Below are 25599 nucleotides of genomic sequence, written 5' to 3'. Positions count from 1 at the left end.
ACGAAAATGGGGTTCAAAGCACAACGAGCGCGGACGGGCTACGCTGCACAGTTGTTCGGCCCCAGTTCGAGTTCCGTCGCCTCGGACTCGTCCTCGGGCGGCTCCGAACCCGTGTTGATCTCGATCACGCGCTCGTAGTTCGGCGGCTTGTCGGGCGCGTTATCGACCAACCGGTCCACGAACTCGTCCTCGTCCAGTCCCAGCAGGTCGAGGTCGTCGCGGAGGTCGCCCAGTCGAGCGCCGATCAGTTCGCCGGGCGAGCCGACCTCGTATCGGTTGTCCTCCGTGACCGACACGTGGCCCGGAAGGATCCGCGTCTGCTCCGGTAACTCGAGGATAGTGTCGTGAATCGATTCATAGAGCAGTTCGGCTCCTCGCGCCGCATCTTCGTCGCCGAATTGAAGCTCCGTCCGGCCGACGGACTCGACGAACAGCGTGTCGCCGGTCAGCAGCGCCTCGCCGTCGACGAGGTAGTTGACCATCTCGGTCGTGTGCCCCGGCGTGTGCAGCGTTTCGATCTCAATCTCGCCGAGTTCGATCGTCTCGCCGTCGGCGAGGGGTTCGTAGTCGTACTCGACGCCCCGCTCGCTCGCATTCTCCCCGAGATGGTAGGGGACGTCCAGCTCCGTCGCCAGTTTCGATCCACCCGAGATGTGGTCGGCGTGGACGTGAGTGTCGAGGACGCGTTCGATCGTCAGCCCGGCCTCCTCGGCGACGATTTTGAACTGGTCCGTCTGTCGCGTCGGATCGACGACGACGGCCGCCTCGGCGTCTCTCGAGCCGACGACGTAGCCGAGACAGCCCTTCGCCCGTCGCTGCAGTTGCAGGACGACGAGGTCGTCGTTTTCGGTCTCGACAGGAACGATCTCGTAGACCTTGCTCCAATCCTCCATGCCGCCTTTGACGACAGACACGTCGTCGTACCCGTGTTGCTCGAGTTCGAAGCTGAACGGCGTCGACGTGAGTCCCTTCCCGCAGATCGCGACGATCGAGTCGCCATCGCGGGTGTTCTCGAGTTGCTCGAGTTGCTCGTCGCTCAGTTCTTCGTCTGGGCCGAACGGGACGTTCTCCGCGCCGTGGATCCGCCAGCCCTCGTAACTGTCTTCGGGGCGCGTATCGACGAGCGTAAACGACTCGTTCGAATCGATCATCTCTGCGAGTTGCTCGGGTGAAATCTGGTTCACCATTGGAATTTCCTCACAATATTATTTGGAACGAGCCGCCGATAGTTCCTATCCCTGCATGGACATCCTCGACCAGTAATACTGGCGTCGATCGACGTAACGGAGACCGAAGCTGCAACGCAGAGAGACTCGTTCGATCGAGGTCGTCGAACAGCAGTCTTCGAGCGTCCGTCTGCAGAAATGGCCGGCTCAGTCTTCAGATGTCGTGCCATGGATCGTCTCCGAGGCCGGAGCCGGCGCCGGTGGTTCGTGGGTACCGAACTCGGGATGGGTCTCCTCCATCCAGAGATAGACGACAGTACCCGAGAGGAACATCAAGACGGCGGTCAGGTAGAACGCGGCTTCGGCGCTCACGAACTCCATCGAGAGGCCGATCAGGATCGCACCGACGCCGTAGCCGGCGTCGCGCCACATCCGGTAGACGCCCATACCGGCCGACCGCCAGGTCGGATGGGCCGCGTCACTGGGAACGGTCATCAGGTTCGGGTAGAGCAAGGCCATTCCGAGCCCGGAGAGGGCAGACAGGATCGCCCAGGGGAGGTAGCCCTTGACGAACACCATGCCGAGGACACCCGCGCCAGCGAGGAACATACCTGCAACGACCGGAGGTCGGCGCCCGATGCGGTCCGCAAGACCACCGGTACCGATCTGGAGGAAGTACATGGCGCTGTGGACGCCGACGACGACACCGACGGCTTCGATCGCGAGCCCCTGACTCGTGAGATAGAGCGGCACCCCGATCCAGAACAGCGTGTCCACGAAGTTCTCGACGTGGCCGGCCTGGGCCGCTGCGAACAGCGTCCTGTCGCCGTAGGTCGCTCGCTTCAGTACCTCCTTGAACAGGAGGTTCGCGTCGTGGTGGTCGTCGTCGCCCTCGAGTTGTGTGAACTGGACGGTCTCCTTGATGAGAAAGACTGAGATGAGGAACGCCAGCACCACCACGGCGGCCAGGAAGACGAACGGCTCCGGCCGGAGGCTCCACTGGCCGGCGATAACACCCGTGATCCACGCGCCCGCGGCGACACCGGTGTAGCCGAACGCCTCATCGATACCGACGGCGAGCCCGCGCTGCTCAGGACCGGCGAGGTCGATCTTGGCGTTGATTGCCATGCTCCAGGTCAGCGCCTGATTGATCCCCAGTAAGATGTTCCCGACGGTGATCCAACCCCAACTGGGCGCGAAGATCAGGATCACCGGAATCGGCAGTGCGGTGATCCAGCCGAGAACGAGCACCGGCTTGCGCCCGTACTCTTCGCCCCACTTGCCGGCGTAGAGGTTGAGCAACGCCTTGACGAAGCCGAAGGAGACTACGAACGAGCCGATGACGAAGAACGACTCGACGCCGAGCACGTCCTCGCCGAGGACGGGAACGACGGTACGCTCCGAACCGATCGTCAGCCCGGTTGCGAACACCAGCAGGACGTGCAGCGAGAACTGCCCGAGGTGTTCGCGGATGCCCTGTTTCAGTTCTGTTCCCTCGCTCATGGATTACTCGGCGGCACAGCGGTTGGGACCCAGTTCCAGTTCGGATAGCTCCTCGTCGGGAACGTCCTCCTGCCCGACGTTCGCCCGCTTGACGCGCTCGAAGTTCGGCGGATGCTCCGGGATATCCGAAGCGAGCGTCTCGACGAACGCTTCGCGATCGCGCCTAAGGTCCTCGTTTCGCTCTCGGACCTCCGCGAGCGTCGCGGTCACCGGCGGTTCGGGCGATCCGGGATCGTGCGCCGGGAGGACGACTGCGTCGTCCGGGCGCCCCAATAGGCGCTGGAGGCTCTCGTAGAGCGTCGCGGCGTTCTCCTCGACGTCGGTATCCTCGAGCCCAGCTTCGACGCCGAGTTCGACGCGACCGACGCTCTCGTGGAAGAGCGTATCGCTCGTGAGCAACGTTTCGCCCTCGAGATCGAACGAGACGCTGCCCTCGCTGTGCCCGGGCGTGTGAATCGCCTCGACGGCGACCGTTCCGATCTCGATCGTCGCTCCATCCTCGATCGGAGTCACGTCGATCGCGAGCGCGTCCTTCGGGTGAAGGTAGTACGGGACGTCGTGGCGCTCGGCGAGTTCCGTACCGCCGGAGACGTGGTCGGCGTGGGCGTGCGTATCGAAGACGGCGACGAGTTCGGCGTCGTACTCGTCGACGATCGCCTCGTACTCCTCGAGGTAGTGTGAGGGGTCGAACACGGGGGCGTCACCGTCCGAAATCAGGACGTGAGAGAGACACCCCTTACCCGGCCGGGCGACTTGGACGAGCGTTCCGTCGAGGTCGGCCGGGACGGACGCGCTCCGGTGAACCCGACTCCAGCCGGTCATCCCGTCGGCCAGCGTCTTGGCGTCGTAGCCCATTCCTTGCAGGACGTCCGTCGCGGTCTGCGAGACGACTCCCGCGGCGCAGACTGTGACGATCTCGCGGTCGTCCGGGAGGTCCGCGAGAGGCTCTTTCGCCGTCTCCGGATCGTCGGTCAGTTCGTCGTAGACGTCGACGTTGATGCTGTCGGAAACGTGCCACTCCTCGTAGTCGTCTCGGTGACGGATATCGAGCACGAGCACGTCCTCGTCGTCGTGTAACCGATCGCTGAGTTCCGTCGGACTGGTTACCGTCATCGATTGCCTGTACGGACGGTATCGGAATAGCGGTGGTGCGGGACATGACCGGCACCGTTAATCACTGCGAGAACGAACAATGCTGTATGAGTCTGTACGAGGCGTCGTTTCGGCTGAAACACGAGTGCCCGTACCGAGAGATTTCGGAACGGCATCCCGACCTCACGATACGAGAGTGGTATCTGAGTGACTGTCAGGTACTCGAGATCACCTCCACAGAGGCGCCGACCGATGGCCTGTTGGAAGAGATCGACGGAATCGGAACGGTCCTCCACGAGTCGATCGGCGATTCGGGACTCCACGTCGTCACCCAGTCCTGTCTCTGCCCGCTCGAGGGGTCGATCCTCGAGCGTTTCGAGGACCACAACTGCCTCTATCAGCCGCCGACGATTCACCGACAGGGGTGGGAGCATTACACGGTGATCTCATTCGACGAAGCCGACGTACAGGCGCTGTTTCGGGATCTCGAAGCGGATCGAGACATCGAACTACTCGCGAAGACGGCCATCACGGAGCAAGGGATTCCGCACAGTATGCTGGCACCGGTGGATCAGTTGTTCGATGGACTCACTGATCGACAGCTGGCGTCGCTGGAGTTGGCGCTGGAAAACGGCTACTACGAACAGCCGCGAGGGACGTCGCTTCGGGAGCTGGCGTCACAGACGTCCGTGGCCCGGTCGACCTACGAGGAGCACCTCCGAAAGGCGGAGAACAAGCTCATGGCGAACGCCGGTACGTATTTGCGGTTGGTGACGTCGGGAACGGCAGCGGATCCGCTGGGAATCGATCAGCCAGGACGGGCCGAACGGAGCGCCAACTGATCGCATGTTCGACACTTCCTGTAGAAATGGTTCCTACCACTCACCGTACAGTCCCTCAAGCAGTCGGTCAACGTCGGCAGCGGTATTGACCGCATGGACGGACGCGCGGATTGCGTTCGGCGACGGGAGCGGCCGGATGACGACCCCGGCGGCGGCCAGTCGCTCGACCGTCGCCTCTGGATCGTCGACGTCGATCGTTACGAGTCCCGATTCCGGTGGCGACGGGCTGAGCAGGCGGTCGTCGGGGACGCCGTCGGCCAGCCGCCCAGCGAGACGGTGGACACGGTCTTCGATCCGGTCGATCCCAACTTCGTCGATCACGTCGATTGCTTCCCGAAGCGCGACGTGGGGTGCCGGGTTCGCTGACCCGACCTCGAACCGACGTGCGCCGGTCGCGTACTCGTAGGGATCGGCGGACGGCGTCTCGACGCTTCGATAGCCGACCGTCCGCGGCTCAAGGCCTTCGGCGACATCGCGGTCGACGTAGAGAAAGCCGCCGCCCCACAATCCCAGCAGCCACTTGTGTCCGGCGGCGGCGACCGCGTCAGCGCCCCACTCTCGGACGTCCATCGACAGCTGTCCGGGGACCTGCACGGCGTCGACGAGCGCGAGCACACCCGCGTCGTGGGCGATATCGACCAGTTCCGTCACCGGCAGCCGTGTCCCATGGGTCCACGTGACCGCGCTGAAGCAGACGAGTCTGGCATCCGAGACGGCCTCGGCGAAGCGCTCGAGATCGACGCGACCAGCTTCGGTCTCGACGACTCGGACCTCGACGCCTTCTCGCTCGAGGCGTTGCCACGGGAGGATTCCGGCGGGGTGCTCGAGGCCCGTCCGCACAACGACGTCGCCGGGCTGCCAGTCGATCGCGTTGGCGACGGCGTTGATCCCAGCCGTCGTGCTCTCAGTGAGAGCGATTTCGTCCGGATCCGCGCCGACGAACGACGCGACTCGCTCTCGAGTGCGGTCGAAGGCTCGAAACGCCGTCTCGTAGGGATGGTCCCCGACCGACGACTCGTACTCGTGCTCGCGGACGAACTCGTCGGCGGCATCGACGACGTATTTCGGACTCGGGCCGTGAGCGCCGAAGTTGAGATAGGTACCCTCCTGCAGGGCAGGGATATCCGCCCTGAGTTCGGTTGGCGTCATCGTCGTACTCGGTTGCATACCTCTCTACGGAATCAGATAGTAATAATCTTGGGTTCACTATGAAATACTGCCCCGGCGGCCGAATGCACATTTCAGCATCGGGCGACGGATACCAGTCACTGGCCCTCGGTTGTCGACTCACCTGCCGTCCGTTCGAATAGTAGCCCGTAATAATAGGGCGGAAGTTCGATCTGTTTCTCGAGGGAAAACGTCTCGTACTCTAGCACGGCGGCCGCTGCGTCGTCGGGCGACAACCGCAGGTCGGTCGGCGGTCCCCGCGGCTCGCCCGCGACGGTGGTCGTCTCGCGCGGCCGATCGTGCCAGTTAACGACGACGAACCGTCCGCCCGGTCGGAGTGATTCTGCTGCCTCTTCGACGAACGTCCGTTTGTCATCGACGCCGTGGAACGTGTTCGCGACCAGGACAACGTCGACTCGCTCCGGGAGCAGTTGGGCCATCCGTCGCGCGTCGCCGTGAACGGGAACGACGTTCTCTATCTCTTGTCGCTCGGCGAGGCGCGTACACTCCTCGAGTAGGGATTCCTTGAGGTCAAGCGCGTAGACTGGGTTGGGATCCGTGATCTGGGCCGCGGGGAGCGCGAAGTAGCCATTCCCGCAGGCGACCTCCGCGACCGTCTGATCAGGGGCGACTCCCAGGCGGCGGAGTGTCGCCCCCGGCGTCGGCCACAGTCTTCCCCACCAGTCCCAATCGGGTTGTCCCGTGTTCTGGAATCGTTCTGTATCCATGGTTTGGTTATGCGGCAGTGTCGAATCCCAGAATTCGGTACAGGAGGCAGGTTTGAGTCAGCGCCGTCCCGAGGAGGATGCCACCAATCAACAGCGCGACGGCACTGAGCGTTGTTCCGACATCAAGCGCGCCGCTGAGCGCTGCAATAGCGATGGCAGCCAGTCCCGCACCGCCGACCGCGCGGGCGATCCGATCTTTCCATCCAATATTGTGCTTCATACCCACAAATAAGAACTATCGTGGGTTAAGCGTTTCCCGAATCCCACGCTGAGGCACGGGGATCGGACGGATCCGTCCCGTCGACTGCGGACGCCCATACTTCGGGCAGGCGCGCGTACACCGTCGCGTTTCCGACGAGCGCGTTGACGGTCGTGTACTCGTCGACCGCGTGGACGGTATCTGTCCCGAGCGCGAACTCCACTGTCGGGACGCCGGCGTTGCGAAGTTTCTTCGCGTCGCCACCGCCGGTCGCGCTTCGGCGGTACACCCGTTCGCTGGTCGTTGCTTCGGCGCTCGAGGCGACGGCCTCGACGAGCGGACTGTCGATCGGTTCGGCAGTGCCGACGCTCCAGGAGACGTCGGCGACTGTGATTCCCTCGCAGTCGGCGACACACTCTCGGATCTCTGAGAGGATGTCGGATGTCCGGACGCTGGCGGTCAATCGAATATCGATCTCCGCCCGGGCGACCCGCGGAACGCTATTGATCGCGTCCCCGCCCTCGAGGACGCCGAGGTTGATCGTCAGCGTTTCGAACAGTTCGCGGGCGGTCTCGGCGCCCATCATCGGCTCGTAGAACGCGATCGATTCGTCGACGACCGGCTCGAGCGCGGGTTCGAGTTCGAGCCGCCGCACGCCGAACCGTTCTCGTAGCGTCGTGACTGCGTCGGAGAGCCGGTCGATCGCGTTTTCGCCCAGTACCGGCCGCGAGCCGTGCGCGCTCTCGCCAGTCGCCTCGAGTGTCAGCCAGATGCTGCCCCGATCGGCGACCGTTACGGAGTGGCGGTCGCTCTCGCAGGTCGGCTCGCCGATGACGCAGGCGTCGGCGTCGAGCCGGTCGGCCTCGAGCAACGCGGGGAGCCCTGCGTCGCCGCCGACCTCCTCATCGCTGACGAACGCGAACGCGAGGTCGACGGGCGGTTCGGTGTCGGTCTCAGTGAACGCGCGGATTGCGAACAGCATCGCGGCGATCGCACCCTTCATGTCCGTCGCGCCGCGCCCGTAGACCCGGTCGTCGACGCGCTCGCCGAGCGGATCGTACGACCACGCGTCGGCGTCGAAGGGTACCGTATCGAGGTGCCCGTTGTACAGGAGCGTTCGATCGCTCGCGCCCGGCAGCGTCACGAGCAGGTTCGGCTTCGCCGGATCGACTGCGAACCGCTCGACGTCGACCGGAAGCGTCGACAGGTACTCCTCGAGGAAGGCGACGATCTTGCGCGTGTCGCCGGGCGGATTCGCCGTGTCGATTGCCAACAACTCGAGCGCGAGGTCGATCAGGTTCGCGCGGTGGTCGGCGACGTAGGCTTCGAGGTCGTCGGAGTCGTCGGTCATCGGCTCGTCACTCGAGTTTCCCGTTGAGGACCTTCGCCGCCGTGAGGATCGGATCCCAGACGGGGCTGAAGGGCGGCGCGTACGCCAGGTCCGCGTCCCGCAGTTCGGAGACGGTCATTCCGCTCGTCAGCGCCGTCGCGACCGTGTCGATACGCTTCGCACCCTCGCGACCGACGACGGTGCCGCCGAGCAGCTTCCCGCTCTCACGATCGGCGACCAGCGTAACAGTGAGCTCCGCGCCGTCGGGATAGTAGTGAGCGCGGGTCGAAGCCGAAACCGTCACGGAAACGGGATCGAATCCAGCCTCGCGGGCCAGATCCTCGTCGACGATCCCCGTTCGGGCGGCCCCGAGGTCGAACGCCTTCACGATCGCGGTGCCGGCGGTACCGCCGGTCGGCGTGGGAGCGCCGGTGACGGTCTGTCCGATCGCTCGGCCCGCGCGGTTGGCGGTCAGCGCCAGCGGGACGTGATCCGGTTTCCCGGTCACAACGTTGATTGCTTCGGCGCAGTCACCCGCCGCGTAGACGTGCTCGGCGTTCGTGCGTCCGTACTCGTCCGTCGCGATCGCGCCAGTCGGTCCGAGTTCGATGCCCGCGCGCTCGGCGAGGTCAGTGTTCGGTGTCACCCCGACGCCGACGATCGCGACGTCCGCGGGGACGGTCTCGCCCTCGAGTTCGACGGTTTCGACCCGCTCGGCGCCGTCGAAGCCCGACACAGGGGTCTCGAGGTGCAGCTCGATCCCCTGCTCGCGGAGGTGATCCTCGACGACCTCGGCGACGGCCTCGCCGAACGGCTGGAGGACGTGAGGCAGCATTTCGTAGAGGTGCACGTCGATTCCGCGGGCCGACAGCGCCTCGGCCATCTCGATGCCGACGTAGCCCCCGCCGACGATCGCGGCCGTCTCGGGTCCGTGGGCAGTGACGTAGTCCTCGATGGCGTCGGCTTCGTCCATGTCGTGAATGGTGAATACACCCTCGAGGTCGAGCCCCTCGAACGGCGGTTCGATCGCGCTCGCGCCGGTCGCGACGAGCAGGTCGTCGTAGGGCTGTTCGTACGTTTCGTCGTCGGTCTCGACCGTCACCAGTTTCGCCTCACGGTCGATGTCGACAACCTCTGCGCCCGTACGCAGGTCGACGCCGCGCTCTTCTCTGAACTCTTCGGGCGTTACGGCTACGAGATCGTCTAGTTCGTTGACCTCGCCTTTGACGTAGTAGGGCATCCCACAGGCGGCGTAGGACACCCACTCGCCCTTCTCGAAGACGATCACGTTCCGGTCCGGGTCCTCGCGTTTCGCCTTGCTCGCGGCGCTCATTCCCGCGGCGTCACCGCCGATGACGACGAACGTATCGGTCATACGTGTAGATTGGCACGCTCTCGCCTAAAGTATTTCTCACAATTCCCAATATTGCACATTCAAAAACGGCCATGAAGAACGCTTCGCCGGCCGACAACAAACGCTATTCGACGTGTTTCGCCGAACTCGATACAGCCAGTTCCTCGCGTCGTTGTCGACTGGCGACACGACGGACGGAACGTTCTCCACGGCCGTCTAGCGCAGTCACGTATCGCAAGCCGAGCAGCCGGACCGCAGTCGGAACAACAGCGCGAGGATACCGAGCACGGTGAGTACGACGAGTCCCTCTACGAGACCTGCGACCAGTCCGACGGTAGTACCACCGGTGACCGCCATCGTTCCGGGTCCGACGCAGCAGAGACTCGCAAGCCCCGCGACGCCCAGGAGCGACCGTCGAGAGGCAGCGTCCGAATCCATGGGTGAATTTCCGTAAACGAGACGGTTATGTGTTCGGCCGATTTTCCGGGTCGGCGAAACGGTAACGGTGAGATCCGAAGTGACTTTCGTATGCGTCCCAATACTACTCACGAACAATGCTACCTATCGATCCCGCGAAGATCGATCCTAACGATATCGGTGCGAAACAGACGACCCTCGAGATGGACCACGAGAAGGCGATCGAACACGTTCGCGAGGTGTTCACCGACGCCGGATTCGGCGTCCCCGTCGAGTTCTCCCCATCGGAGTTGCTCAATGAGAAGGTCGACGCTGATCGCGATCCCTACTACGTGCTTGGTGCGTGTAACCCGGCAGTGGCCGACCGAGCGCTCGAAGCCACCGACGGGAAACTCGGTGCGCTGTTCCCGTGTAACGTCGTCGTCTGGGAGGAAGAGCCCGGTCGACAGCGCGTCTACCACGTCTCGATCATGCGCATCTCGCGACTCGTCGGGATCGCACCGGACGACGACGAGATGGCGGAGATCGTCGCCGAGACCGGCGAACTCGTCGATACCGCCTTCGAGGAACTGTAACCATGGGATACCACACGTTCGATGCCGAGCGAGCGGACAAGTTAGAGGACGCCGGGCAGCGATACCGGTTCGTCTCGGCCGAGGAACTGCTGTGGGCGCTGTCGCTCTCGCCGAACGACACCGTCGCCGACCTCGGTAGCGGGACCGGCTTCTTCACCGACGACGTCGCGCCCCACGCCGGCGAGGTCTTCGCGGTCGACGTTCAGGAGGAGATGCACGAGTACTACCGTGAGAAGGGCGTCCCGGAGAACGTCGACCTCGTGACCAGCGACGTGAGTGACCTGCCGTTCGACGACGCACTCGACGCCGCGTTCTCGACGATGACCTACCACGAGTTCGCGAGCGATGAGGCGATCGCCGAGATCCGGCGGGTCCTCTCTCCGGAGGGCCGACTCGTGATCATCGACTGGGCGGCGACCGGCTCCGGCGAGGACGGGCCGCCAGTCGACGAACGGTACAGCGCCGACGAGGCGATAGATGCCCTTCGTGATGCCGGGTTCACTATCGAGCACGAAGCCGTTCGACCCGAGACGTTCCTGCTCATCGCGACGCTCGAGTAATCGGACTCGCATTCCCGCGGGGCGGTTGACCTTCGACTTCTTGGCGGGCGATCCTGGCGACTGGCTGTTCCACTGCCACACCGTCTACCACCTCGAACGGGGGACGGCCCGCGCGTTCGAATACGAGTGAACGACACCGTCGGCGCGATCGGTAGCCGATTACCCGATCACGCGGGGCGGTCGTCCGTGGCGGGCTCGCCTCGAGTTCCGGAGACAACCCGCTCGTCGAGCCGGATCAGGGCGTACCCGCCGACGATGAAGACCACGCCTGAAAGGAGAAAACCGACGTCCCAGAGGAGGACGCTCCCCGGCCCCGCCGGCCAGACGTGGTGGATCCCGAGAAGGTGGTGGTTCACGAGTCCCTCGAGGAGATTGAAGACGCCCCAGCCCACGATCGTCGACCCGACGAGCGCTCGTCCCGAGGGAGGAACGTCGGTCCGTCGCCACGCGCGAACCAGGAGGACGATCCCCGCAATCGTGAAGAGGTAGGTGCCGACGTGGAAGAGGCCGTCGGCGACCACGTTCAGCCGCAGGCCTGCAAGGACCGTCGGATCCGTCCGGGCCGACAGCATGTGATGCCACTGCAGGAGCTGGTGGAGCACGATTCCGTCGAAGAAACCTCCAAGACCGATTCCGAGGACGATACCCGCTCGAACGAGCGGTTTCACTCGCTCGTGTAACCCGATCCACGTCTCTCCGTCGCTGGCCATACCGGATCTTCGCGGCTGAGAGAAAAGCAAACACTGCTGTCTGGTGCAAGCGCTATCCGACGGAACCGTCGCTGCCGGCGATCGGGGTCGCCGCTCCGAGTCAGTCCGGCAGGCCATCTCATTCGAAGTACCGGGCAGCCTCGAGACACTCGTGCAGTTACGCGTTCTTGATCCGATCGATCGCCTTGTCGAACCGTTCCAGTGGCTGTGCACCGACGAGCGATCCGGCGGCCTCGGAGTCCGGATCGAAGACGATGAACGTCGGCGTCCCCGTCACGCCGATCGAGCGCGCTCGATCCGCGTCGGTCTCGACCGCGTCCTCGAGTTCCGGCCGTCGGTCCTCGAGACACGACTCGAGGGCGTCCGCGTCGACGGCGTCGACGGAGCGGGTGTACTCGAGGAGGTTCTCGGTCGACGCCCAGCCCGAATTCTTCTCGCCCTGTTCGTCGAACACAGCGGCGTGCCAGTCCCAGTAGGCGAACGGGTCGTCGTCGCGGACCTGCTCCCAGACGCACTTGCTCGCCACCGCGGCGGTCATCGAGTCCGCGCCGAAGTACGGGAGCGCGATCAACACGACGCGAACGTCGCCCGGTTCGACGTAGTTCCGGATCAGATCGGGGAACGTCTCCCGCTCGAATCGTTCGCAGAACGGACACTGGAAGTCCGTCCAGTAGTAGATCTCGAGCGGCGCATCGGGTGAGCCCACGATCGGCTTTCCGGCGAGATCGACGCCGAACGCGGTCGTCTCGTCGCTCGAGTGAATCGAGGGGGAGATGTCGTGGGCGGTCTCGTCGGATCGCGTGAGAACGTACGCGCCGCCGGCGCCGACCGTCACGACTGAGCCGGCGAGGAAAGCGCGACGGGATGGCTGATCGATCGACATTGGCTGTTGCCGCGAACGTTTCCGGCCCGCGTCCGTAACGGAATCGCCGATTTGCTGACCTAGCAAATCGGCTCTCGGCGCGGGATCGACGTCCCCGCTACGCGATCGTCCGAATACGAGTTACCCATCGATGGGGGTCGTCCCGGCGAAGCGTGACCGACTGCAGCGGAGGTAGTGTCCGTCGAACGGTCCGGACCGTCGAGTGTCTCTAACGAACGCGGAATCCGCGCAACGGTACGAACCTACAAACGGGTTTATCCCGTAGAACGACCATGGAGATTACCCTCGTCGGTACTGGAAGTCCCGTCCCGATTCCCGAGCGTGGTGCCACGAGTATCGTCGTCGACATCGCCGACGAGCGCGTGCTGATCGACTGTGGGCCGAAGACAGTCTACGGCCTCATGGATGCGGGGATTCCCTTCGGAGAGATCGAGACGATGTTCTTCACCCACCACCACATGGACCACAACGCGTCGTTCTTCCACTTCGCGTTCACGAGCTGGACCGAGGGCGGCCGAGAATCGCTCACCGTCTACGGACCCGACGGCACCGACCGCCTCGTCGACGCACTGTACGACGTCTACGCGGAGGACATAGAGTACCGCAAAGACATATACCCGACCGATGGCATCTCGAACATCGAAACTGAACTCGTGACACAGGGCTTCAATCGTCGGATGGATGGCTGGGACGTCGACGCACTCCCGGTCGAACACTCCATCGAGACGTACGCGTACCGCTTCGAGGAACACGACACGGATTCGTCGTTCGTCTTCTCCGGCGATACGCGGAAGATCCCGTCGCTCGCCGAGTTCGCCGCCGATGCAGACGTCCTCGTTCAGGATTGCAACACCGCCCCGGTCGACGAAGACCGCGTACCTGATGAGGACGAACAGTTCGTCTGGCACCAGCATGCAGAAGGAGAACGGGACTTGAACACGTCCACGTTGACGGGCAATCACTGTGATGCCACTGACGCGGGTGAAATCGCCCAGGACGCTGGGGTCCAGACACTTGTTCTCACACACATCATGCCGTACCGCGATCTCGAATCGATGCGACGAGACGCCGAGTCAGTATTTGACGGAGACGTGATCGTGGCTGAAGATGGACGAACTCTCTCACCATAACGGTTCAAAATTCGAGGTTTAATAGCGACGTAGGGACTGTTGAATACGTAGCTAACAGTCGTAACGGGGGAAGTCGATATGGGGGCAACTGAGGCGCATATTCCACGTTATCTCCAGAGTCACGAGTGTTATCCCGCAATTCGAACGACTGAACGGTGTTGCCAGCTACTGCTATCGGAACCGATTCCGGCCGGCCTCCGGAAACCGATTCCCGGTCGGAATCAATCGCGTCTCACAGTACGCCTCGCCGTCGGCGTAATCGACGCCGGGCTGGACGTACGGGTACGGACCGTCGCCGGGCGTGTTCTGTACGGCTCCGCCGTCGTCAGGCGTCCGGACGAATTCCGTTTCCCCGTACTCGATCGGCGAATGCTCCTCGAGGTAGTCGACGATGACGTCGGTCGGAACGACGCCGTCCTCGACGCGGACGTCCCGGAAGGGGAAGCCGCAGTTACCGAGGTCCCGTTCGGGATCGCCGGGCCGGGTGAACGTCGCGACCGAGTAGCGCGCTTCGGGATCGACCGATTCCCCGTCGACGACGAGATCGACGAGCCGGCGCTCGCGTTTCGCGGTCGGATCGACGATCGCCTCGACGTTCGACGAGTAGTTCCGGACGCGGCCGTCCTCCTGCTGGTAGACGTACGGCGTGAAGTTGTCCTCGAGGAAGGCCTCCATGTGATTCAGCAGTTGCTGCCCGTACGCCTCGCCGCGAGCTACCGGCGAGGTCATCGGGAACGCTCGGTACAGGTGCTCGAGCGTGATCTCGCCCGCGGGAATCGCCGGTCCGTAGCGAAAGCCGTGAGTGACCGCCAGTTCGGTCCCGAAGTACTCTCGCAGCGCGTCGGCGAACAGGACGTTCCACCCGCTCTCGAGGAACGACTGGCGGTCGAGCGATGTCTCTGTCCGACCGACGACCGTATCCAGCGGCCGCTCGAGGGAGCCGTCCCCACGCTCGAAGCGGACGTCGTCGCCGAAGAACGATGATCGAACGCGCTCGACCGTCCGTTCGGCCGCCGGATCGGGGTCAGGCGTGTAGCCGTGGTCTTCAGCGAGACAATAGAGGATGTGGCGAAATGCGACGCCGTCGTCTTCGACGCGGAGGTCCACGCGACCGAGTCCGTCGCCGGTCCCTGACTCGACGACGAGCGTCTCCGTCTCGTCGATCAGGATCGGATCGTGGGTGTATTCGTGCGTGTGTGCGCTGAACAGGACGTCGATATCCTCGAGATCTTTCGCCGCCTGTACCGCCCATTGGAGTCCGATCTCGGTGACCGCGAGGACGACGTCGGCGCCGTCGTCGCACGCGTCTCGAGCGGCTTCATCGAGCAGTGTGGGATGTTTTCCGAATCGGTACTTCCCCTCGTGGAACGCCGGTGCCATCCGATCGACGTAGACGTTCGTCATCCCGACGATTCCGATATCGAGGTCTCCCGCGCGTTCGATCGTATAGGGCTCGAACAGCAACTCGTCGGCGTCCGATCCGTAGAGGTTGTTCGCCAGTACCCGCGCCTCGAGTTCGTCCATCAGCTCCCGGACGCTGCCGTCCTCGGCGCCCTCGTTTCCGAAGTCCCAGTTTCCGGGGACGTACACGTCGGGTTCGACGTGCGTGTTCACCGGCTCAAGCATCGCGCGGCCCTCCGTGTACGTCGTCTCGGCGCTCCCGTGGAACGTGTCGCCGCTCATCAGCGTGAGCGTCTCGTCGGCGGCAGAGCGAATCTCCTCGAGTTTCGCCGCCAGAAGCGGGATCCCGCCGCCGCGTCGGAGGATCCGGTCGTCATCGCCGAAGTCGAAGTCCGGACGCGATTCGGGATTGTCGTAGTAAACGTGATGTTCGGGGGCGAGTTGGCCGTGCAGGTCGCTGACGTGGAGACAGACGAGGTCGGTCTCTCCGTCCGGATCGGTTCCGTCCGACCCGTCGAGTCGTTTCCACGCACCGATGTACTCCGGATCGAGGTCCATGCTGATTCTACCGGGTCGTACGCGAGCGGGCGCTCAAGTCGTTTCCCTGCATTACTCGCCCCGCCGTCGACCATCGCTCTCGGGTCTGATTTTCGAGTCGGTACCTGTCGGCGACCGTGGCGATTCGCGTCGTAAGACGTCCCTTATAGGAAGCCCCGCCGTTCACGACGGGCGAGGATGTCACTGGGTCACTGAACGATACACGGATCGGACGAAAAACGGTCCGTGTGGAATCGAACGACAATCGCAGCGATCGTATACTACACGTGAACCGCCGGATTCCGGGTGTCAAAGAGATGCCCAATCGGCGGTAGCGATCGGTCAATCGGCCGCCGTCGATTCGTGCACCGTCCGAGCGTTCGATCCTCGTCTCCGGACCGGAACGGTGGGTGATATGCCTCTGACAGAGCGCGGTGTGTTCCCCTTCGGTACACTCCGCACTCGGATTAGCAATACGGATCGTCGCACATGAGTCTTTTGCATTATATACAATATGGTATAATACAACTGAGTCGGTCGATAGAGCGGAGCCCGATTCGGAAACGGTTTTACCGGTCTCACTAGACGAACACCACAGACGAATCGAGATGAGAACCGATTCGCCGGGTGCGATCGAGGCGGTTACCCTGGATCTCGACGGAACGCTCCTTCGATACGAACGGTCTCCCGGAACGGTCCTCGAGGTGGCCTTCGAACGCGCGGGCGTCGACCCGCTCTTTTCCGCCGACGAGTACTACGCCCGCTACGACGAGTTCGCCGAGCGAAATGATTCGATGGACGACCTCCGATCCGACTGCTTCGCCGTACTCGCCGCGGAGAACGGTTACGCGCGACGGCTCGGTCGAGTCGTCGCGGCGGCGTTCAGCGACGAGCGCGACCAGTCGAACGTCGAACTACTGCCGGGGGCCGCTCGCGCACTGAAGGAACTCGGCCGGGAGCACCGACTGGCCGTCGTTACCAACGGAACACGGGACGCACAGCACCGAAAGATCGACGCCGTCGGCCTCGAGCGGTGGATCGATACGGTCGTCGCCGGTCACGACGCGCCGCCGAAACCGGAGCCGGAACGGTTCGAGCGAGCGGTCCGCGCTCTCGACGCGACGCCGACGACGGCGATCCACGTAGGTAATTCCCTCGAGACGGACGTCGCCGGCGCGTCCGCCGCCGGACTCGAGTCCGTCTGGCTCTCGGACTGCGCCGAGACGGGGGGATACGAGCCGACGTACCGAATCGAGCCGATCGGCGAAATCGGTGCTCTCCTGCGGCTCTCGAGCACCGGCTGCTCCTCGGAATCGGACGCCGGAACGAGACGCAGTGACGCGGTCCGAGACCCTCGCGGCAGACAGGGATCGAGCCTACTGCCTCGCGCGATCGTTACGAGTCGACGATCTCGAGCGTCCAGTCGCCGTCGGCCTCGACGTTGAGCCAGACCACGCCGCCCGCCTTGTACGACCGCGAGTTGTCGAACGACCCGGTCCGGTGGACGAGTATCTCGCGACTGCCGTCGCCGCCGTGGCCGTCGACGACGAACTGGCCGTCGCCGTCGTGGGTCGCCTCGATCCTGACGTCGCCCTCGGTCCACAGCGGACCGACGAACGCCGAGCCCGTCCCGGACGCCTGCACCGGGAGCTCCGAGAGGTCGTCGGCGCGGACCGACGGCTGGGAGAGCTCGATCGACCACGCGCCGTCGGCGTCGACCTCGAGTTCGTACGTCCCGCTCTCGACGGACGCGATCGACTCGCCGGTCGCGTTCCCGGACGTCGTCAGCAGGTTCTCGCTGCGGCCGCGTCCGTCGACGTCGGTCACGTCGACGGCGATCGCCGCCCCGTCGTGAGAGACGTCAGCGACGACGACGCCGTCGTCGAGGTCGAACGTCGGCGTGGTCTCCGCTCCGGAGCCCTCGAACGCGTGGGACCGCCCCGCCTCGAGGACGACGCCGTTGGGCCGCTCCCAGTGCGCGGTTTCGTCGTCGCTGCCGGCGCGCTCGAACTCCCCGTCGACGAGGTCCGAGGGCGTGACGACGTCGAGACCGCGGTGCTCGAGGTGATCGAGGAGCAGTCCGAAGTCGTCGAGCGACATCCGGTTCTCGTCGACGCCCACGTCGTCCTCGTCGACGATCCGGGGGACGCGCACGACGGTCAACAACCCGTACTGATCGGAGAGATTAGTGTGGCGCCGAACGCCGGTGTGAAGCGCGGGCCCCCAGATGTACGGAATCACGTGCGGGTCGGTCGGCGGAACGGCGGTCGTCCCGGCGCTGTACAGGAACGCCGATTCGTGAACGTCGCGGGCGACGTCGTAGGTGTCCGCGTTCATCCGACCGTCCGGAACGAACAGGTGGCGTGCCCCATCTTCGAAGCCCTCGCTCGCGAGCGCGTCTCGAGCGCTCTCGAGAACCTGCCGCTGGCGATCCGCGGGCTGTTCCGGAAGGGGCGTCGATACCGTCGGAAGCGAACAGACGTCCCACCCGCGGTCGCGGAGGTCCCGGAGTTCGTCGAGTCCCATCCGTCCCGCCTCGCCGATCCGCTCGGGGGTGACCGGAACCGCCGCCGCCCAGTCGCGCTCCGCGAGCATCTCGGCCGCAACGTCGTAGTGCGACTGATGTCCGCCCTGAAACGCGAGGATCACCGCGCCGTTGGCGGCCGATTCGGTCTGCCGAAGGTCGTCGACCAGTAGTCTGGTCGGCCCGCTGTCGGGGCCGTGTGCGATGACGTTGATCCCGGTGACGTTCGAGAGATCGGGATCGTCTCCCGGTTTCTGCTGGTAGCCACAGTCCAGCCGGAACCAGCCGTCGAACTCGTCCGGAACGGGTCGAACGCTCGTGAGGCGCTCGCTCCGCGTCGGCGCGAGGAACTCGACGGCGATTCGATCGACCGACTCGGGCTTGACCGCCAGCGACACGTCCCACCCCGTGAGGTCGAGTTTATCAGGGAACCGGAACTCAGCGCCGGCCGTCCCCTCGTCGCTCTCGATGACCGCCGCCTGCGATCCGATCCGCGCTTCGTCGGGTGCCGGCGCGATCTCGGCGGAGTCGGACCGGGAGGTCCACTCCTCGAGGTCCTCGAAGTCCGAGAGCACGAGGCCCGCGTCGATCCCGGGCCACTGGTCGGCGCCTTTGCTTTCGGCGAAATCGGGTCCGTCGTTGGTCCCTGAGGAGTTGCCGTCCGACAGCATGTCCGTACAGCCGGCGATCGTCGTCGATGCAACCCCGAGTGCGGTCAGTAGTTGCCGTCGAGACCGACCACCGTCCGCGTCACGTTCGGTTACCATCGATCGAGAGGTTTCATGCTACCCCCGTCATTATTGTGTAGATAAGCCAATTCCGTTTTGCTGAGCCAGCAAATCGGAGTTGGAGATTTTAGTCGTCCCCGCGTCGGTTCGACCGAATGTTTACGCGCGACTCGCTCAGGGGGTACCTGACGAACCTCTTCGAAGCGGCCTCGTACCCGTTCGAGACGTGGCGAGGAACGATCGGTCTGGTGCTCGTGACGGTCGCCACCTACGCCCTCCTGATCGTGAGTACGATGCCGGAGTTCTCGCTCCAGATGCTCGGTGACGGTCTCCACTGGTTCGAGTACGTCGTCGTTTCGCTCACGGAGACGGTGTACCGCACCGACGGCTGGACCGGGCTCGGGATCATCGTTCTCTACGCGCTACTGTCGGGGATCGCGGTCGTCAACGTCGTCGCACAACTGCGAATCGTCGGTCTCTCGAGTCTCATCGACCTCTCCGGGGTCGTCCCCGGACTCCTCGCATCGGGGTGTGCGAGCTGTGGCGCCGGTCTCCTCGGCTTTCTCGGGTTCGCCGGAGGGCTCGCGGCACTCCCGTACGATGGCGCGCTGCTTCGCGTCGGCGGTCTCGCGCTGTTGCTGTTCTTTCTCGGACGGGCGGGTCATCCCGAACGGTGTGCCATCGCGACGGAGGGGACGAAATGACGGCGCGTGACGTCCTCCGATCGATCCGGTCGGATCGGCGCGCAATGGCCTCGGGTGGGGTGGCCGGCGCCGGCGTGTTCCTGCTGTTCGGACTCGTCACCGGCCTCATCCCGAATCCGCTGTACGTCCGGATGGTCCCGCGGACGCCCGTCGACTACCTGTTCCTGACGCTGACCGCGCTGCTGGCGGGCGTCTACGTCGCCCAGCGGCTGGCGACCGAGGTGGTCGATCCCGACTTCGAAGACGCCGAGGGAAGCGGTACCGACGACGCGACGGGCGAGGACCGCTGGATGCTCGGCGGTCTCGTCGGCGGATTTCTGGCGGTCGGCTGTCCGATCTGTAACGTCGTCCTGCTCGCCCTGTTCAGTTCGTCCGCGCTCATGACGTACTTCGATCCGCTCCGGCCCCTCCTTGGCCTGCTCTCCGTGGCACTGCTAGCGGGGTTGATCTACGTTCGCCACAGTCGGTCGTGTCCGACCTGTGCACCGTGACCGGTCTCTCCCTGAGACGACAGATCATTGTACTTTAAGCACACATACACACAATATCCTGTAAACGTCCCCAGACCTCCATGAGAACGGACCGACCCCAGGCGTACCCGCTCGTAATCGATTCGAACGTCGACGACGCTCGGCTCTTTCTCGACGCGCTCGAGAACAAGACGACCGCGAACGGCGTTTCGATCGTCTCCAGCGGAACCGAAGCGCTCGATTTTCTGCGACGGTGTGTGGAAGAGCCCGACTGCGTCCGGCCGAATCTCGTCGTACTCGACATCGACCTTCCGGGGATGGACTGGCAAACGCGCCTCGATCGATTCGACACCGATCCCGACTGGCGGGGGATCCCCGTGCTCGTGTTTTCCGACCGCATCGACGAGGACGTGATCGCACAGTCGTACGCACATCTCGCGAACGCGTACGTCCGAAAGCCGAGCGATCGAGACGAGTTCGTCGATGTCGTCCGGACGATCGAGACGTGCTGGATCGATACCGTCTGGTTACCGCCGAGGGACGGAACGAGTGCGGAAGATCGGTAGGTACCGACGGCCCTCAGAGTCCCGAATACAAGACGATCTCGGTGATTTGCTGGATCAGCAAATCGTGGCCTATTTGTCGCCTAACGACGGGGTATATCGTGTGCAACACGGAGGCTCCTCGAACTCGGCGGAAATCTTCCAGATCCTCGCAGACGACTACGCGCGGAAGATCCTCCTCGCCGCAGATCGAGACGGGCCGAAGACCGCGAAAACCCTCAGCGAGGAGTGTGACGCCTCGCTCACGACGATCTACCGCCGCGTCTCGACGCTGCAGGAACACGGCCTCATCGAGGAACGTCGAACCGTCGACTCGGACGGCTCCCATCGGAGCGAGTTCCAGACGGCGCTCGAGGAGCTCCACGTCGACATCACCGACGGTCAACTCTCGCTGACGATGGAGACCCGCGACGAACTCGCAGACAACTTCACGGCGCTCTGGAGCGGACTCCGAGGTGACGAGTGATGGAAGCGTCCTTTCTGCTCGCCAAACTGATCACGCTCGTCCTGAGTCTCGTCGTCGCGTATCTGGCGTACCACGGCTATCGCCGGAGCGGACAGACGCCGATGCTGTACGTCTCGGGTGGGTTCATCTTCATCGGCGCCGGCGCGATCTGCGAGGGACTCATCTACCATGTGTTCGGAACGACCATCGCGTCCGCCGCACTCGTACAGGCGGCCATCGTCTCGAGCGGGATGGTGCTCGTTCTCATCTCGCTGACGAAGTGATTCCGCGTCCCCTCGGGCCCACCGCCGTCCCGTTTTTCCTTCACCGCTGGTACTTTTTCCGACTCGGGGAATCGCCGTCCCGGATATAGGCGTGGCGCCGAAACGCCCACCTATGAACCGACGGCTGTATCTCCGGTCGCTCGCCGCCTCGAGCGTCGCCGCTACTGCGGGTTGTCTGGACGTCCTCTCCCGCGGGGGGAGCGACGACGGACTGGTCCTCGAGCCGCCGGAGAACGATCTGAGCGAGGCGACGCATCCGAGTTACGGCGACGAATTTCCCGCGACGAGCGTTCCGGATCCCCTGACCGGTGAGACCGTTTCGACCGACCAGTTCGAGGGTGAGCGGGCGATGCTGGTGACGTTCTTCTACACGTCGTGTCCCGACGGCGTCTGTCCCGCGCTGATACTGCGGTTGCGACGCGCACAGGAGGTCGCGGCCCAAGAGGGGTACGGCGACGGCGCCGCGTTCCTCGCGATGACGTTCGACCCCGAACGCGACACCGAAGACGCGTTGCGAACGTACGCCGCCCAGCAGGGCGTCGGCCTCGAGGCCGGAAACTGGCACTTCTTGCGGCCCGAACGCTACGAGGACGCGAAATCGATCGTCGACGACCGCTACGGACTCCCGATCGAGAAGCGCGACGCCGACGAGTACGAGAACTTAGAATACATGTTCCCACATTTCTCGTACATCTTCCTCGTCAACGAACGTGGGCTGGTCGAACGCGTGTATCCGGACGGGGCGACCATCGCGACGTCGAAGGTGGTCGAAGACTTCGAAACGGTGGTGACCGCGTAGATGCGGCGACGGGACGTCCTCGCCGGCATCGGAAGCCTGAGCGTCATTGGGACCGCGGGCGTGCTGGCGATTCGCGGCCCGCCGTCGTTCGACGGAACCGACGACCCGGAGAACTCGAACGGCTCGGCATCGACGGCTCCCGATCCGCTCACGATCGAAACGGTCGACGCGCCGGGGAGCGAGGCCGGCGAGGTTCGCGTTCCGGCGTCCGACCGGGCGACGTTCGTCGATTTCTTCGGCACGTGGTGTCCGCCGTGTATCGAACAGATGCCGGCGCTCGCCGAAGCCAACGACCGGATCGGCGACGACGTGCTGTTCCTCTCGGTCACGAGCGAGGCGGTCGGCTCGTCCGTGACTGAGGAGGTGCTGGTCGGCTGGTGGGACGAACACGGCGGCAACTGGCTCCTCGGGCTGGATCCGACCGCCGAACTGACCGCGCGGTACCTCGCGGGCGGCTATCCCTCCGCCGTTGTGATCGACGCGGACGGGCGCGTCCAGTGGTCCGATTCCGGCGTCAAGACCGCCGACGAGCTCGTGGCGGGAATCGAACGAGCGCTCGAGGCGGAGGCCGACGCGTGATCGAGGCAACGGACCTGTCGACGGTCGGCTTCGCGCTCACCGCCGGCGTCGCGACCTTCTTCAGCCCCTGCGCGTATCCGCTGTTGCCGGGATACGTCGGGTTCTACGTGAGTCGAACGGACGGGAAGGACGCGTCGCTCGGCGGGGCGACTCTCCGGGGCGTCGTCGCCGGTCTCGGCGTCCTGGGGACGTTCGCGGCCCTCATTGGCGCGACGTTCTGGCTCGGTCGATCGACGCTGTCGAATCTCACGATTTTCGAGTCGCTCATCGGCGGACTGCTAGTGATCTTCGGCGCACTCGTTCTCGCCGGTCGCGCCCCCTCGCTGTCGATTCCGCTTCCCAAGCGGCGCTCGAGCGTCCTCGGATTCGGGGTCTTCGGTGCGGGATACGCGCTCGCGGGAGCCGGATGCGTCGCACCGGTCTTCCTCGCGGTCGTCGCCCGTTCACTGTCCCTGCCGACCGATGCAGCGGCGCTCGTCCTCGCGACCTACGTCGGTAGCGTCGTCGTCCTGATGATCGCGGTGACGGTCGCGACCGGGATGGGGCTGGTCGCGAGCGCGGGTCGGTTCGCGGCCTACTCGGAACACCTGAAGCGACTCGCCGGCGGCGTGATGCTCCTCGCGGGGATCGGACAGCTCTATCTGGCGCTGATCGTTTACTAAAAGAACAGCGCCGGCACGGTGTTTCGGAAGATGTTGAGCGAGATCACGAACAGGAGTCCGACGACGAACCAGTTGAACGTCCGCTCGTCGAACTCGAGGCGTCGGAGGTACGTGCCCAGCAGCAGGCCGACGATCGTGACCACTGCGATGACCGAACCGAGCCAGAGCCGGTAGGTCGTCAGGAGGTCGGTGAACAGCGCCATCTGCACGATCCGGACCGTAAAGATCGTCCCGAGTACCATCGCCAATCCGCCGATGTATCGCTCCGTGTCCCGTTCGAAGGTGTGGAAGTACGCCGGAAGTAGCGGTCCGAGATTGGCGAACGCGAGAAGGAATCCCTGAGAGAACCCGGCGGCGCCGAGGGCGAACGGGTGATGTGCCTCCTCGACCGTGACGAAGTTCTGGACGACCTGGAAGGCCACGTAGCCGAGGAGGACGAGGCCGATCACGAACGCGACGATCGGGCTGGCGCTGAACGTCGCCAGCGCCGCGACGCCGATGACAGTCCCGATGACAGCGAGCAACAGGAGCGACCACTCCTCGCGAACGAACGCTCGTCCCGTCCCGGTTTCGGCGATCTGGAACATGTTGAGCATCCACGGCGGAATCGCCAGGACGACGACGGCGACGGTCGGATCGATTACCGTGGCGAAGATCGGCGTCATGATGAGCGAGTAGCCGAAGCCAGTCATCCCCTTCACGACGCCGGCGACGATCGCGACCAGGCTCAGCACGGCGAGCAAGCCGATCGAGAGATCGGACTGGACGCCGTCTCCGACGTTCTCGAACCCGGGGAAGAACGCGATCGAGGCGACGAGGACGACCAGCGTCGCGCCGACCATCGTCACCTCGCGGTAGCGAAACTCGAGGAGGTTGGTGAGGAACTGTTCGACGTCGACTCTGGATTCGGGGGCACTCATGTAGTTCGAACGAGAGGAGGGGCGACGCGACGTCGCCGTTTCGATGCCCTTGTGGCGGCGCCCGTATTTCAGTACGTGATTCGGCGAGAATCATCCCGGCTCGAGTCACCCGTACGTCGGAGTATCGGCGATTGAGGACCGTTCACGTCACTCGAGTGGATTAGATCGTAAAACGGATACGTCACAGATAGCAGTAATAGCGGCCGGTATGCGCCACAGTGACGTGATAGCAGTTCGTACACGACGTTTCATTCGATCGCGGTCGCTCGATCGGTGTAGCAGTCGTATTCAGCGGGCGTTTCGAATCATCACCGCCGCAGTCGGATCCTGTCGGCGTTACCAGTCAAACTCGCGGTGGAGCCGACGACACTCCTCGTTCAGTACTGGGCCGGTAACATCGCTGACGCCGTCGAGAATCTTCCTCGATCGGACTGACGGCTCGCGGCCGGTGAACTCCGCGAGTTCGTCACTGCCCACGCCGTAGACGACCCGTTCGAACCCGGCTTCGACCATCCCGCCGGCGCACATCGGACACGGTTCCGTGCTCGTGTACATGACGGTCTCGGCGCGATCGTCCGGCTCGAGCTCGCGACACGCCCGATACGCGAGGTGGAGTTCCGGATGGCGACGGATGTCGTTCTCCGTGATCACCCGATTCGAATCGGCCATGATGACCGTATCGTCACGGACAAGCACGGTTCCGAACGGGCGGTCACCGCGGTCGGCAGCCTCGCGAGCAAGTTCGACGGCCCGTCGCATGTGCGTCTCGTGATCGAAATCGTCGACGGTGGGTGCGGACACGTCCGTACGTGATTCGAGTAGCCCCATAAACCGTGGTGCAACGACGCGTGAGACCGACTAGAGAGCCGTCATCGCGTCCGCCGATCGACCGCGAACGGAGAATATTGTACAATCCACACAAAACACTCAAATGCGCTCGAGCCCTATCGACGATAATGACCGAAACGACCGCTTCGGAGCCGACCGACGGCCAGCCGCCGCGAAAACCCGTTCAGTTGAACGACGTCGACGACTACGAGGACCTGATCGCGAGCCACGACCTCGTCCTGCTCGAGTTCGTCACGTCCGGCTGTGGCATCTGCGGGTCGATGGAGCCGGTACTCGGCGTCGTCGCTCGCAGCGCTCCGGGCGTCGTGGCGACGGTGAACGCCGGTCTCGTCCCCGAGCTCGCCGCCGAGTTCGACGTCCAGAGCGTCCCGACGCTCGTCGTCCTGCGAGACGACGAGGAGGTCGTCCGCTTCGACGACGGCTTCCAGCCCGCCGAAACGCTCGTGGACGCGCTCGAGACGCACGCAACGCGCTAAGG

Annotated in this window: 29 protein-coding genes and 1 pseudogene; 15 read left to right on the top strand and 15 right to left on the bottom strand. The window is 64.3% G+C overall.

Features of this window, described 5'->3' with window-relative positions; translation table 11 throughout:
* Positions 1 to 38 precede the first annotated feature (38 nt).
* The 3 genes from SM755_RS22655 to SM755_RS22645 all read right to left on the bottom strand — a co-directional run bounded on the left by SM755_RS22655 (position 39) and on the right by SM755_RS22645 (position 3782).
* A complete protein-coding gene (locus SM755_RS22655) occupies positions 39 to 1187 on the bottom strand; it encodes a rhodanese-like domain-containing protein (RefSeq protein ID WP_323174685.1) in 1149 nt (382 codons plus the stop codon).
* Between the two features lie 186 nt (positions 1188 to 1373).
* Entirely contained in the window at positions 1374 to 2669 is a 1296-nt protein-coding gene (locus SM755_RS22650; protein WP_323174684.1) for an MFS transporter, read from the bottom strand.
* A gap of 3 nt (positions 2670 to 2672) precedes the next feature.
* Positions 2673 to 3782, bottom strand: a complete 1110-nt coding sequence (locus tag SM755_RS22645) for an MBL fold metallo-hydrolase (protein ID WP_323174683.1) — start codon at positions 3780 to 3782, stop codon at positions 2673 to 2675.
* 86 nt (positions 3783 to 3868) lie between these two features.
* Between SM755_RS22645 and SM755_RS22640 the strand changes: the two genes are divergently transcribed.
* On the top strand, positions 3869 to 4603 hold the full coding sequence (locus tag SM755_RS22640) for a helix-turn-helix domain-containing protein (protein WP_323174682.1): 735 nt from the start codon (positions 3869 to 3871) through the stop codon (positions 4601 to 4603).
* Between the two features lie 33 nt (positions 4604 to 4636).
* Here SM755_RS22640 and SM755_RS22635 read toward each other — a convergent pair whose 3' ends face one another.
* From SM755_RS22635 to SM755_RS22610, 6 genes are all read right to left on the bottom strand, one after another.
* A complete protein-coding gene (locus SM755_RS22635; RefSeq protein WP_323174681.1) occupies positions 4637 to 5770 on the bottom strand; it encodes an aminotransferase class V-fold PLP-dependent enzyme in 1134 nt (377 codons plus the stop codon).
* A 98-nt stretch (positions 5771 to 5868) separates the two neighbouring features.
* Entirely contained in the window at positions 5869 to 6498 is a 630-nt protein-coding gene (locus tag SM755_RS22630) for a class I SAM-dependent methyltransferase (protein ID WP_323174680.1), read from the bottom strand.
* A 7-nt stretch (positions 6499 to 6505) separates the two neighbouring features.
* Positions 6506 to 6718 carry a YgaP-like transmembrane domain gene (locus SM755_RS22625; RefSeq protein WP_323174679.1) on the bottom strand — a complete coding sequence of 71 codons (213 nt, stop codon included), beginning with the start codon at positions 6716 to 6718 and terminating at the stop codon, positions 6506 to 6508.
* Between the two features lie 25 nt (positions 6719 to 6743).
* Positions 6744 to 8048 (bottom strand): ArgE/DapE family deacylase, encoded by a 1305-nt coding sequence (locus SM755_RS22620; protein WP_323174678.1) that lies wholly within the window; start codon positions 8046 to 8048, stop codon positions 6744 to 6746.
* Between the two features lie 7 nt (positions 8049 to 8055).
* Entirely contained in the window at positions 8056 to 9402 is a 1347-nt protein-coding gene (locus SM755_RS22615) for an FAD-dependent oxidoreductase (protein WP_323174677.1), read from the bottom strand.
* Between the two features lie 204 nt (positions 9403 to 9606).
* Positions 9607 to 9819 (bottom strand): hypothetical protein, encoded by a 213-nt coding sequence (locus SM755_RS22610; protein WP_323174676.1) that lies wholly within the window; start codon positions 9817 to 9819, stop codon positions 9607 to 9609.
* A 116-nt stretch (positions 9820 to 9935) separates the two neighbouring features.
* Here SM755_RS22610 and SM755_RS22605 point away from each other — a divergent pair, with 116 nt between their 5' ends.
* From SM755_RS22605 to SM755_RS24585, 3 genes and pseudogenes are all read left to right on the top strand, one after another.
* Positions 9936 to 10373, top strand: coding sequence for a DUF302 domain-containing protein (locus SM755_RS22605; RefSeq protein ID WP_323174675.1), 438 nt, complete (start codon positions 9936 to 9938; stop codon positions 10371 to 10373).
* Positions 10374 to 10375: 2 nt separating this feature from the next.
* A complete protein-coding gene (locus SM755_RS22600) occupies positions 10376 to 10933 on the top strand; it encodes a class I SAM-dependent methyltransferase (protein WP_323174674.1) in 558 nt (185 codons plus the stop codon).
* Positions 10934 to 10955: 22 nt separating this feature from the next.
* Positions 10956 to 11063: pseudogene (locus tag SM755_RS24585) on the top strand (multicopper oxidase domain-containing protein); the annotation flags it as partial.
* A gap of 37 nt (positions 11064 to 11100) precedes the next feature.
* On the opposite strand, the gene SM755_RS22590 reads toward SM755_RS24585, so the two are convergent.
* Positions 11101 to 11643 carry a DUF2243 domain-containing protein gene (locus tag SM755_RS22590; protein WP_323174672.1) on the bottom strand — a complete coding sequence of 181 codons (543 nt, stop codon included), beginning with the start codon at positions 11641 to 11643 and terminating at the stop codon, positions 11101 to 11103.
* Positions 11644 to 11800: 157 nt separating this feature from the next.
* Positions 11801 to 12526: a DsbA family protein gene (locus SM755_RS22585; RefSeq protein ID WP_323174671.1), complete on the bottom strand. Its 726-nt coding sequence runs from the start codon at positions 12524 to 12526 to the stop codon at positions 11801 to 11803.
* Between the two features lie 272 nt (positions 12527 to 12798).
* Here SM755_RS22585 and SM755_RS22580 point away from each other — a divergent pair, with 272 nt between their 5' ends.
* Positions 12799 to 13656: an MBL fold metallo-hydrolase gene (locus SM755_RS22580; RefSeq protein WP_323174670.1), complete on the top strand. Its 858-nt coding sequence runs from the start codon at positions 12799 to 12801 to the stop codon at positions 13654 to 13656.
* Positions 13657 to 13827: 171 nt separating this feature from the next.
* Here SM755_RS22580 and SM755_RS22575 read toward each other — a convergent pair whose 3' ends face one another.
* A complete protein-coding gene (locus SM755_RS22575; RefSeq protein WP_323174669.1) occupies positions 13828 to 15615 on the bottom strand; it encodes a bifunctional metallophosphatase/5'-nucleotidase in 1788 nt (595 codons plus the stop codon).
* 587 nt (positions 15616 to 16202) lie between these two features.
* Here SM755_RS22575 and SM755_RS22570 point away from each other — a divergent pair.
* Positions 16203 to 17039: an HAD family hydrolase gene (locus SM755_RS22570; protein WP_323174668.1), complete on the top strand. Its 837-nt coding sequence runs from the start codon at positions 16203 to 16205 to the stop codon at positions 17037 to 17039.
* Here the strand turns inward: SM755_RS22570 and SM755_RS22565 are convergent.
* A complete protein-coding gene (locus SM755_RS22565; protein WP_323174667.1) occupies positions 16990 to 18885 on the bottom strand; it encodes a polysaccharide deacetylase in 1896 nt (631 codons plus the stop codon). The two genes, SM755_RS22570 and SM755_RS22565, sit on opposite strands and share 50 nt — an antisense overlap.
* A 116-nt stretch (positions 18886 to 19001) precedes the next feature.
* Here SM755_RS22565 and SM755_RS22560 point away from each other — a divergent pair, with 116 nt between their 5' ends.
* The 8 genes from SM755_RS22560 to SM755_RS22525 all read left to right on the top strand — a co-directional run bounded on the left by SM755_RS22560 (position 19002) and on the right by SM755_RS22525 (position 23352).
* Positions 19002 to 19550 carry a hypothetical protein gene (locus SM755_RS22560; RefSeq protein WP_323174666.1) on the top strand — a complete coding sequence of 183 codons (549 nt, stop codon included), beginning with the start codon at positions 19002 to 19004 and terminating at the stop codon, positions 19548 to 19550.
* Positions 19547 to 20041, top strand: a complete 495-nt coding sequence (locus SM755_RS22555) for a hypothetical protein (protein ID WP_323174665.1) — start codon at positions 19547 to 19549, stop codon at positions 20039 to 20041. Before SM755_RS22560 ends, SM755_RS22555 begins: the two co-directional genes overlap by 4 nt.
* Before the next feature lie 80 nt (positions 20042 to 20121).
* On the top strand, positions 20122 to 20586 hold the full coding sequence (locus SM755_RS22550) for a response regulator (protein WP_323174664.1): 465 nt from the start codon (positions 20122 to 20124) through the stop codon (positions 20584 to 20586).
* Positions 20587 to 20686: 100 nt separating this feature from the next.
* Positions 20687 to 21049 (top strand): helix-turn-helix domain-containing protein, encoded by a 363-nt coding sequence (locus SM755_RS22545; RefSeq protein ID WP_323174663.1) that lies wholly within the window; start codon positions 20687 to 20689, stop codon positions 21047 to 21049.
* Positions 21049 to 21312 carry a hypothetical protein gene (locus SM755_RS22540; RefSeq protein WP_006667163.1) on the top strand — a complete coding sequence of 88 codons (264 nt, stop codon included), beginning with the start codon at positions 21049 to 21051 and terminating at the stop codon, positions 21310 to 21312. Before SM755_RS22545 ends, SM755_RS22540 begins: the two co-directional genes overlap by 1 nt.
* A 112-nt stretch (positions 21313 to 21424) precedes the next feature.
* Positions 21425 to 22111 (top strand): SCO family protein, encoded by a 687-nt coding sequence (locus SM755_RS22535; RefSeq protein WP_323174662.1) that lies wholly within the window; start codon positions 21425 to 21427, stop codon positions 22109 to 22111.
* Positions 22112 to 22690 carry a TlpA disulfide reductase family protein gene (locus tag SM755_RS22530; RefSeq protein WP_323174661.1) on the top strand — a complete coding sequence of 193 codons (579 nt, stop codon included), beginning with the start codon at positions 22112 to 22114 and terminating at the stop codon, positions 22688 to 22690.
* Positions 22687 to 23352, top strand: a complete 666-nt coding sequence (locus SM755_RS22525) for a cytochrome c biogenesis protein CcdA (protein ID WP_323174660.1) — start codon at positions 22687 to 22689, stop codon at positions 23350 to 23352. Before SM755_RS22530 ends, SM755_RS22525 begins: the two co-directional genes overlap by 4 nt.
* Here SM755_RS22525 and SM755_RS22520 read toward each other — a convergent pair.
* Both SM755_RS22520 and SM755_RS22515 read right to left on the bottom strand, forming a co-directional pair.
* Positions 23349 to 24272 carry a sulfite exporter TauE/SafE family protein gene (locus SM755_RS22520; RefSeq protein WP_323174659.1) on the bottom strand — a complete coding sequence of 308 codons (924 nt, stop codon included), beginning with the start codon at positions 24270 to 24272 and terminating at the stop codon, positions 23349 to 23351. The genes SM755_RS22525 and SM755_RS22520 overlap by 4 nt on opposite strands.
* Before the next feature lie 336 nt (positions 24273 to 24608).
* Entirely contained in the window at positions 24609 to 25100 is a 492-nt protein-coding gene (locus SM755_RS22515; RefSeq protein WP_323174658.1) for a nucleoside deaminase, read from the bottom strand.
* Positions 25101 to 25228: 128 nt separating this feature from the next.
* Here SM755_RS22515 and SM755_RS22510 point away from each other — a divergent pair, with 128 nt between their 5' ends.
* Positions 25229 to 25597 carry a thioredoxin family protein gene (locus SM755_RS22510; protein WP_323174657.1) on the top strand — a complete coding sequence of 123 codons (369 nt, stop codon included), beginning with the start codon at positions 25229 to 25231 and terminating at the stop codon, positions 25595 to 25597.
* Positions 25598 to 25599 lie beyond the last annotated feature (2 nt).

The sequence above is a fragment of the Natrialba sp. PRR66 genome, from assembly GCF_034808065.1.
Lineage (GTDB): Archaea > Halobacteriota > Halobacteria > Halobacteriales > Natrialbaceae > Natrialba > Natrialba aegyptia.
This window is presented reverse-complemented; position numbering and strand designations above follow the sequence as displayed.